At 73.2% G+C, this 7,957-nt stretch carries 6 protein-coding genes; 2 read left to right on the top strand and 4 right to left on the bottom strand.

Annotated elements, in window-relative coordinates; all coding sequences use genetic code 11:
• The first annotated feature begins 244 nt into the window (after positions 1 to 244).
• Positions 245 to 3,001, top strand: a complete 2,757-nt coding sequence (gene ppc / locus E1265_RS29805) for a phosphoenolpyruvate carboxylase (RefSeq protein WP_132934099.1) — start codon at positions 245 to 247, stop codon at positions 2,999 to 3,001.
• A 207-nt stretch (positions 3,002 to 3,208) separates the two neighbouring features.
• Here ppc and E1265_RS29800 read toward each other — a convergent pair whose 3' ends face one another.
• Positions 3,209 to 4,246, bottom strand: a complete 1,038-nt coding sequence (locus tag E1265_RS29800) for a helix-turn-helix domain-containing protein (protein ID WP_132934098.1) — start codon at positions 4,244 to 4,246, stop codon at positions 3,209 to 3,211.
• A gap of 43 nt (positions 4,247 to 4,289) precedes the next feature.
• Between E1265_RS29800 and E1265_RS29795 the strand changes: the two genes are divergently transcribed.
• Complete coding sequence (locus E1265_RS29795) at positions 4,290 to 5,588, top strand: MFS transporter (RefSeq protein WP_243741206.1); 1,299 nt, start codon at positions 4,290 to 4,292, stop codon at positions 5,586 to 5,588.
• 239 nt (positions 5,589 to 5,827) lie between these two features.
• On the opposite strand, the gene E1265_RS29790 is transcribed toward E1265_RS29795, so the two are convergent.
• Genes E1265_RS29790 through E1265_RS29780 form a run of 3 tightly spaced genes read right to left on the bottom strand, consistent with a single transcriptional unit; the run spans position 5,828 to position 7,607 of the window.
• Positions 5,828 to 6,328 (bottom strand): hypothetical protein, encoded by a 501-nt coding sequence (locus tag E1265_RS29790; RefSeq protein WP_132934096.1) that lies wholly within the window; start codon positions 6,326 to 6,328, stop codon positions 5,828 to 5,830.
• 53 nt (positions 6,329 to 6,381) lie between these two features.
• Entirely contained in the window at positions 6,382 to 6,975 is a 594-nt protein-coding gene (gene pth, locus E1265_RS29785) for an aminoacyl-tRNA hydrolase (RefSeq protein WP_132934095.1), read from the bottom strand.
• Between the two features lie 29 nt (positions 6,976 to 7,004).
• Entirely contained in the window at positions 7,005 to 7,607 is a 603-nt protein-coding gene (locus tag E1265_RS29780) for a 50S ribosomal protein L25/general stress protein Ctc (protein WP_132934094.1), read from the bottom strand.
• Between the last annotated feature and the right edge of the window lie 350 nt (positions 7,608 to 7,957).

The raw sequence follows: 7,957 nt of genomic DNA, 5'->3' as shown, positions 1-7,957 counted from the left end.
ATGGGGAAGTGGGGGTAATCCCGGACGGGGTAGGAGATACCTACGGGACCGTAACCTACGGCATCGTAACCAACGCAAGTGGTAGTGGACGTCACAAGCGGCTCAAACCCAGGCGACCGCGCCGTGACGGACCGATGGCACACCCTGACTACGATTGCCCTGTCGGACAGCGAGGTCCGCTTCAGCCCGCCCCCCCTTGAGCCAACGACCTCCCGGAAGAGCCCAGCTGCGAGGAGCCGCAACCGTGAGCAGTCCCGACAGCAACGAGACACCCACCCCGGTCGCCCCGGAAAGCGGTACCGCGCTGCGCGCCGACATCCGCCGTCTGGGGGACCTGCTCGGCGAGACGCTGGTGCGTCAGGACGGCCCCGAGCTGCTTGAACTCGTCGAACGCGTCCGCGCCCTGACCCGCACGAACGGCGAGGCCGCCGCCGAGCTGCTCGGCTCCACCGACCTGGCCACCGCGGCCAAGCTGGTGCGCGCGTTCTCCACCTACTTCCACCTCGCGAACGTCACCGAGCAGGTGCACCGCGGCCGCGCGCTGCGCGAGCACCGGACCGCCGAGGGCGGGGTGCTGTCCCGCACCGCCGACATGCTGAAGGACGCCGACCCGGCGCACCTGCGGCAGACGGTGGCCAACCTCGGGGTGCGCCCGGTGTTCACCGCACATCCGACCGAGGCCGCCAGACGCTCGGTCCTCACCAAGCTCCGCAAGATCGCCGAGCTCCTCGACAACCCCGAGGCCGAGCACGGCGGCGACCGGCGCCGCACCGACCTCAGGCTGGCCGAGAACATCGACCTGATCTGGCAGACCGACGAGCTGCGCGTGGCCCGCCCCGAGCCGGCCGACGAGGCGCGCAACGCCGTCTACTACCTCGACGAGCTGCACGCCGGCGCCGTCGGCGACGTGCTCGAGGACCTGGCCGCCGAGCTCGACCGGGCCGGCGCCCCGATGCCCTCCGGCAGCCGCCCGCTGACCTTCGGCACCTGGATCGGCGGCGACCGGGACGGCAACCCCAACGTCACCCCCCAGGTCACCTGGGACGTGCTGCTGCTCCAGCACGAGCACGGCATCTCCAGCGCGCTCCGCCACATCGACGAGCTGCGCGGCGCCCTGTCCAACTCGATCCGCAACAGCGGCGCGAGCCAGGAGCTGCTCGACTCCCTCGACCGGGACATCGCGCTGCTGCCCGAGATCACCCCGCGCTACAAGCGGCTCAACGCCGAGGAGCCCTACCGGCTCAAGGTCACCTGCGTCCGCCAGAAGCTCCTCAACACCCGCGCCCGGCTCGCCAAGGGCACCGCGCACGTGCCGGGCCGCGACTACCTGGGCACCGGCGAGCTGCTGGCCGACCTGGCGCTGGTGCAGGACTCGCTGCGCGAGCACCGCGGCCAGCTGATCGCCGACGGCCGGCTCGAGCGGCTGATGCGCACCCTGGCCGCGTTCGGCCTGCAACTCGCCACGATGGACGTGCGGGAGCACGCCGACGCCCACCACCACGCGCTCGGCCAGCTCTTCGACCGGCTCGGCGAGGAGTCCTGGCGCTACGCGGACATGCCGCGCGAGTACCGCACCAGGCTGCTCGCCAAGGAGCTGCGCTCGCGCCGCCCGCTGGCCCCCACCCCGGCCCCGCTGGACGCGGCCGGCGCCAAGACCCTGGGCGTCTTTGAGACCGTCCGCCGGGCGCTCGACAGCTTCGGGCCCGAGGTCATCGAGTCGTACATCATCTCGATGTGCCAGGGCGCGGACGACGTGTTCGCGGCGGCCGTGCTGGCCCGCGAGGCCGGCCTGATCGACCTGCACGCCGGCTGGGCCAAGATCGGCATCGTGCCGCTGCTCGAGACCACGGACGAGCTGAGGATCGCGGACGAGCTGCTCGACTCGATGCTCTCCGACCCCTCCTACCGGCGGCTCGTCTCGCTCCGGGACGACGTGCAGGAGGTCATGCTCGGGTACAGCGACTCGTCGAAGTTCGGCGGCATCACCACCTCCCAGTGGGAGATCCACCGCGCCCAGCGCCGGCTGCGTGACGTGGCGCACCGGCACGGCGTCAGGCTGCGGCTGTTCCACGGCCGCGGCGGCACGGTCGGCCGCGGCGGCGGCCCCACCCACGACGCGATCCTGGCCCAGCCCTGGGGCACGCTGGAGGGCGAGATCAAGGTCACCGAGCAGGGCGAGGTGATCTCCGACAAGTACCTGGTGCCTTCGCTCGCCAGGGAGAACCTGGAGCTCACGGTCGCCGCCACGCTCCAGGCCTCGGCGCTGCACACCGCGCCCCGGCAGTCCCAGGAGGCGCTGGCCCGCTGGGACGCGGCGATGGACACCGTCTCGGACGCGGCGCACTCCGCCTACCGCCGCCTGGTCGAGGACCCGGACCTGCCGGCGTACTTCTTCGCCTCCACCCCGGTCGACCAGCTGGCCGAGCTGCACCTGGGCTCCCGCCCGTCCCGCCGCCCGGACAGCGGCGCCGGACTCGACGGCCTGCGGGCCATCCCGTGGGTCTTCGGCTGGACCCAGTCGCGGCAGATCGTGCCCGGCTGGTTCGGCGTGGGCACCGGGCTCAGGGCGGCCCGCGAGGCCGGCCTCGACGACGTGCTCGCCGAGGCGTTCGAGCACTGGCACTTCTTCCGCAACTTCCTGTCCAACGTCGAGATGACGCTGGCCAAGACGGACCTGCGGATCGCCCGCCACTACGTCGAGACGCTGGTGCCGGACGAGCTGAAGCACGTCTTCGCGACCATCGAGGCGGAGCACGAGCTGACCGTCGCCGAGGTGCTGCGGATCACTGGCGAGCGCGAACTGCTCGACGCCAACCCGGCGCTGCAGCGCACCCTGCACATCAGGGACGCCTACCTCGACCCGATCTCCTACCTCCAGGTCACCCTGCTGCACCGGCAGCGCGAGGCGGCGGCCAGGGGCGAGGAGCCGGACCAGCTGCTGTCCCGCGCGCTGCTGCTGACGGTCAACGGCGTGGCCGCCGGCCTGCGCAACACCGGCTGAGGTGCACTGGCCGGCGGCGGCGCGTGCGGCGTTCGGGGTTCGTACGGCGCAGCGTTCACCGCTGTGGCCGGCAGGGTCGGCACGAGGCCCGGGGCCCCGGGGTGGCCGCCGCGGCGGCGGCCTGGCCGGGCCGCCGGCCAGGGCCAGTAGGCGCGAGGCCCCGGCGGGCGGCAGGGCCGTTTCGCCCGTGCTGCCGTGTGAGCGCGCTCAATCCAGCGCAGCGTCACCGCGGAAGGTGCGGCGGTAGGCGCTGGGTGACACGCCCAGCGCCCGGTTGAGGTGCTGGCGGAGCGAGGCCGCCGTGCCGAAGCCGGCCTGCTCGGCGACCCGGTCCACCGGCAGGTCGCTCTCCTCGAGGAGCTGCCTGGCCCGCTCCAGGCGCTGCTGGACCAGCCAGCGCTGCGGCGAGAGCCCGGTCTCCTCGCGGAACCTGCGGGTGAACGTGCGCACGCTCATCGCCTCGAGCTCGGCCAGCTGCCGCAGCGTCACCGGCTGGCCGAGCCGGTCGAGCGCCCACGCCCTGGCCCGCCGGGTTGACCGCTCGCCGGCGCCCGGCACCGGCCGCTCCACGTACTGCGCCTGCCCGCCCTCCCGGTGCGGCGGCACCACCGTGCGGCGGGCCACCGAGTTGGCGACGGCCGAGCCGAAGTCCCGCCGCACCAGGTGCAGGCACAGGTCGATCCCGGCCGCGACGCCGGCCGAGGTCAGGATCGGTGCGTCGCCCGTGTGGTCCTCGGTGTAGAGGATGTCCGGTTCGAGGCGGACCCGGGGGAAGAGCCGGCGGAACTGCTCGCAGGCGTCCCAGTGCGTGGTGGCCCGCCGGCCGTCGAGCAGTCCGACGGCGGCCAGCACGAAGGCGCCGGTGCAGATGGAGGCGATCCTGGTGCCGGGCCTGATCAGGCCGAGCGCGGCCCTGAGCTCGGGTGAGATCCGGCCCTCGACGGCGGTGTCGTTGCCGTGCGCGGCCGGCACGATCACCGTGTCGGCCGTGGCGAGCACCTCGGGACCCGCGCCGACGACGATGTCGAAGTCCGCGTCCGTGCGCACCGGGCCCGGGCGGACGGCGCAGGTCACCACGTCGTAGAGCCGCCGCCCCTCGGCCGACTTGGCCCGGCCGAGCAGCCGGTGCACGATGCCGAGCTCGATCGGCAGCAGCCCGTCCCGCACCAGCACCGCGACCCGGTGCTGGCGCTCGCCCGCCTCGTTCTGGTTGCCCATGGCCCGATCCTTGCACATCACGGCCATCGGGCCGCTCGTCGTGCGGGCACCAGGACCGCAGGATCGTGGCGTGACCCGGATCGAGCAGCCATCGCCCACCACCCCAGGCGTCCCCGTCACCCGGGGACCGCGCGTCCACCCGGCCTGGTGGGTCGCCCTCGTCGCCTTCCTGGTGCTCGTCGGCGCCGCCGGCTTCCGGTCCACCACCGGCGTGCTGATCGACCCGCTGCACGAGGAGTTCGGCTGGTCGCGGGGCTCGATCTCGTTCGCCGTCTCCGTCAACCTGCTGCTCTACGGCTTCACCGCACCCTTTGCCACCGCGTTGATGGAGCGCTACGGGATCCGGCGGGTGGTGTGCGGCGCGCTGCTGATGATCTCGGCCGGCAGCGGCCTGACCGTCTGGATGGACAGCCAGTGGCAACTGGTGCTGTGCTGGGGTGTGTTGGTGGGGCTAGGCGCCGGCTCCATGGCGCTGGCCTTCTCGGCCACCATCGCGGGACGCTGGTTCGTCGCCCGGCGCGGCCTGGTCACCGGGGTGCTCACCGCCGGCGGCGCGGCCGGCAACCTGGTCTTCCTGCCGGTCGTCGGCCTGCTGGTCGAAGGACCCGGCTGGCGCGCGGCCGCCGTCGCCGTCGCGCTCTGCGCGCTGGCCGTGGTGCCGCTCGTGGTCTGGCTGTTGCGGGACCATCCCGAGGACCTCGGCGTCCGGCCCTTCGGCGCCGGCGACGACTACGTCACCCCGCCGAGGCCGCCGGCCGGCGCCGCCCGCCGGGCCGTCGGCGCCCTCGGCTCGGCGATGCGCACCCGGGTGTTCTGGCTGCTCGCCGCCTCCTTCGCGATCTGCGGCGCCTCGACCAACGGCCTGATCGGCACCCACTTCGTGCCCGGCGCGCACGAGCACGGCATGCCGGTGCCGGTCGCCGCCTCGCTGCTGGCGCTGATCGGGATCTTCGACCTGATCGGCACGGTGTTCTCCGGCTGGCTGACCGACCGCTACGACGCGCGCCGGCTGCTCGCCGTCTACTACGCGCTGCGCGGCCTCTCGCTGCTGTTCCTGCCGGCGCTGTTCGAGGCCTCCGTGCAGCCGCCGATGCTGTTCTTCGTGGTCTTCTACGGGCTCGACTGGGTGGCGACCGTGCCGCCGACGATCGCGCTGTGCCGGGAGCACTTCGGCGCGGAGGCCGGCGTGGTGTTCGGCTGGGTCCTCGCCTCACACCAACTCGGCGCCGCCGTCGTCGCCTTCGGCGCCGGCCTGGTCCGGGACGTCACCGGCTCCTACGACCTGGCCTGGACCTCGGCCGGAATGCTCTGCGCGGTGGCGGCCGTCCTGGTGATGCTGGTCAGCCGCCGCGCCGTGCTGGTGGCCTAGACACAATACCGGTGACTTTATGGCTCTCGAGAGCGCCGTAGGGCGACGTCCCCACAGGTCAGACGCGCGAATCGACCCTTAAGTCACTGGCATTGCGTCTAGATCCACAGCGCGAACGTCACGCCCAGCGCGGTGGCCTGGCCGGCGGGCTGAGGCGACGGTCCCGGGGCGACGGGGGGATGGCGGTGTCGACTCGGCGATCTCGCCGGGTTCTCTGCTCCGGCCCTCTGATTCTGCCGTCATATCCAGAGGGCGAACGTCACGCCCAGCGCGGCGAGGGCGAGGCCGCCGGTGGCGGCCGCCACGCGGTACATGCGGAGGCCGCCGGAGATCACGACCGAGGCCAGCAGCAGGGCGCCCATCAGCGGCAGCCACGAGTAGAGGACGCCCGGCAGACCGGTGCGGATCGCCTCGCCGGTGTCCTCGTACACGGCGACGTCGACCGTCTCGCCCGGCTCGCGGGCGATCGGCTGGACCAGCGTCACGGTCGCGCCGCTCGGCTCGAACACGCCGGTGCAGGCGTCGGCTGAGCAGGCGGCGAGCGTCAGTCGGCCCTGCGGCAGGTCACCTGGGGACATCGCGTCCCGCGCCGTGTCCCAGGACCGCCAGGCGCCGCCGGCCACGATCAGCAGCGCCAGCAACCCCAGGAGGAGGTACCGCGCCAGCAGCAGGACGCCGAAGGCGCTCTCGCCCGCCCGGCGGGCGAAACTGCGGCGGGCGGGGCGTGAGGTCGCGGCCATGCCGCCGATCTTTGGCCAAGGTCGCGCGGCGGGTCAACCCCCGTCGCTCTCCGTCAGCTGTTGTACGCGCCCTGGGCCCGCTCGAGCCCCTCGGACAGCAGGGTCTCCACGGCGTCAGCGGCGCGGTCGACGAGCAGGTCGAGCTCCTTGCGCTCGACCGCCGAGAAGTCCTTGAGCACGAACGCCGCCACGTCCATCCGGCCCGGCGGGCGCCCGATGCCGAAGCGGACCCGGTAGTACTCCCGGCCGAGCGAGGCCGTGATGGACTTCAGCCCGTTGTGCCCGTTGTCCCCGCCGCCCAGCTTGAGGCGCAGCGCGCCGAAGCCGATGTCCAACTCGTCGTGGATCACGACCAGCCGGGAGACGGGGACCTTGTAGAACGTGCTGAGCGACGTGACGGGGCCGCCCGAGACGTTCATGTACGTCATCGGCTTGGCCAGCAGCACGCGCGGGCCGCCGGCGCCGGGGGCGCCGAGCCGGCCCTCGCACAGCATCGCGCGGGACCTGTGTGACGAGAACCTCCCGCCGATCCGCCGGGCCAGCAGATCGACGACCATGAAGCCGACGTTGTGCCGGTTCCCGGCGTACTGCGGTCCGGGGTTGCCGAGGCCGGCGATCAGCCAGGGTTCTTCCGTGGTGGTCGTCATCACCGTCTCCCGCTCGGGGTCCTCGTCCGTCAGGCGGTCGCCGCCTCGGCGGCCTCGCCCTCACCCTCGGCGGCCTCGGGCGCCGGCTCCTCGGCCTGCGGCTGCAGCACCTGCAGCACGACCGCGTCCTCCTCGACGGCGAGCGAGGTGCCGTTCGGCAGCCTGATGTCCTTGGCGAGCACCGAGGTGCCCGGCTCAAGACCCTCGATCGAGACGCTGACCGACTCCGGGATGTGGGTGGCCTCGGCCTCGACCGGCAGCGCGCTCAGCACGTGCTCGAGCAGGCCGCCGCCGGGGGCGAGCTCGCCCTCGGTGTGCACCGGCACCTCGACGGTGACCTTCTCACCGCGCTTGACCAGCAGCAGGTCCACGTGGACCAGGAAACCCTTGATCGCGTCGCGCTGCACGGCCTTCGGGATCACCAGCTCCTGCTTGCCGGCGACGTCCAGGGTGATCAGCACGTTCGGCGTCTTCAGCGCCAGCATCAGCTCGTGGCCCGGGAGGGTCACGTGCACCGGGTCCGAGCCGTGCCCGTAGATGACGGCCGGCACCTTGTTGGTGGCGCGGATCCGCCGGGACGCGCCCTTGCCGAACTCCTGCCGCACCTCGGCGGTCAGCTTCACATCGGCCATTGCTCTACCTCGCTCCTCGCTGTGGGGCCTCGATCACGCCCGGCCCAGGGCGGACCAACGGACCAGCCACGAAGAGCGCGTCGATCACGGACAACCCCCAGGGGCCTCCCTCGCCGAGCCCTACCACCCTACCGGGTCGCTGCGGGTTCGCTGGCGCTCGGCGTCGGCCACGGCGCGGGCGCGCGCGGGCCGAGGGCGCGCTCCGCGCGCTTGCGCTGGCGCGCGGCCGGCTCGCAGGGGCCCTGACGGCGGCTTCGCCGCCCGTCGGGCCCCTGCGGCCGTGTTGGCTTGCGGCCGTGTTGGCTTGCGGCCGTGTTGGCTTGCGGCCGTGTTGGCTTGCGGCCGTGCCG

The sequence above is a fragment of the Streptomyces sp. 8K308 genome (genome assembly GCF_004348315.1).
Classification (GTDB): Bacteria; Actinomycetota; Actinomycetes; order Streptomycetales; family Streptomycetaceae; genus Streptomyces.
The sequence above is the reverse complement of the archived record's forward strand: the minus strand, read 5'-3'. Positions and strand labels throughout refer to the sequence as shown.

Bases quoted from the DNA above. Each gene is read 5' to 3' on its own strand.
- E1265_RS29800 (WP_132934098.1), bottom strand. From the start codon at position 4,246: ATGGCCGTGATGTGCAAGGATCGGGCCATGGGCAACCAGAACGAGGCG.
- E1265_RS29790 (WP_132934096.1), bottom strand. From the start codon at position 6,328: ATGGCCGCGACCTCACGCCCCGCCCGCCGCAGTTTCGCCCGCCGGGCG.
- pth (WP_132934095.1), bottom strand. From the start codon at position 6,975: ATGACGACCACCACGGAAGAACCCTGGCTGATCGCCGGCCTCGGCAAC.
- E1265_RS29780 (WP_132934094.1), bottom strand. From the start codon at position 7,607: ATGGCCGATGTGAAGCTGACCGCCGAGGTGCGGCAGGAGTTCGGCAAG.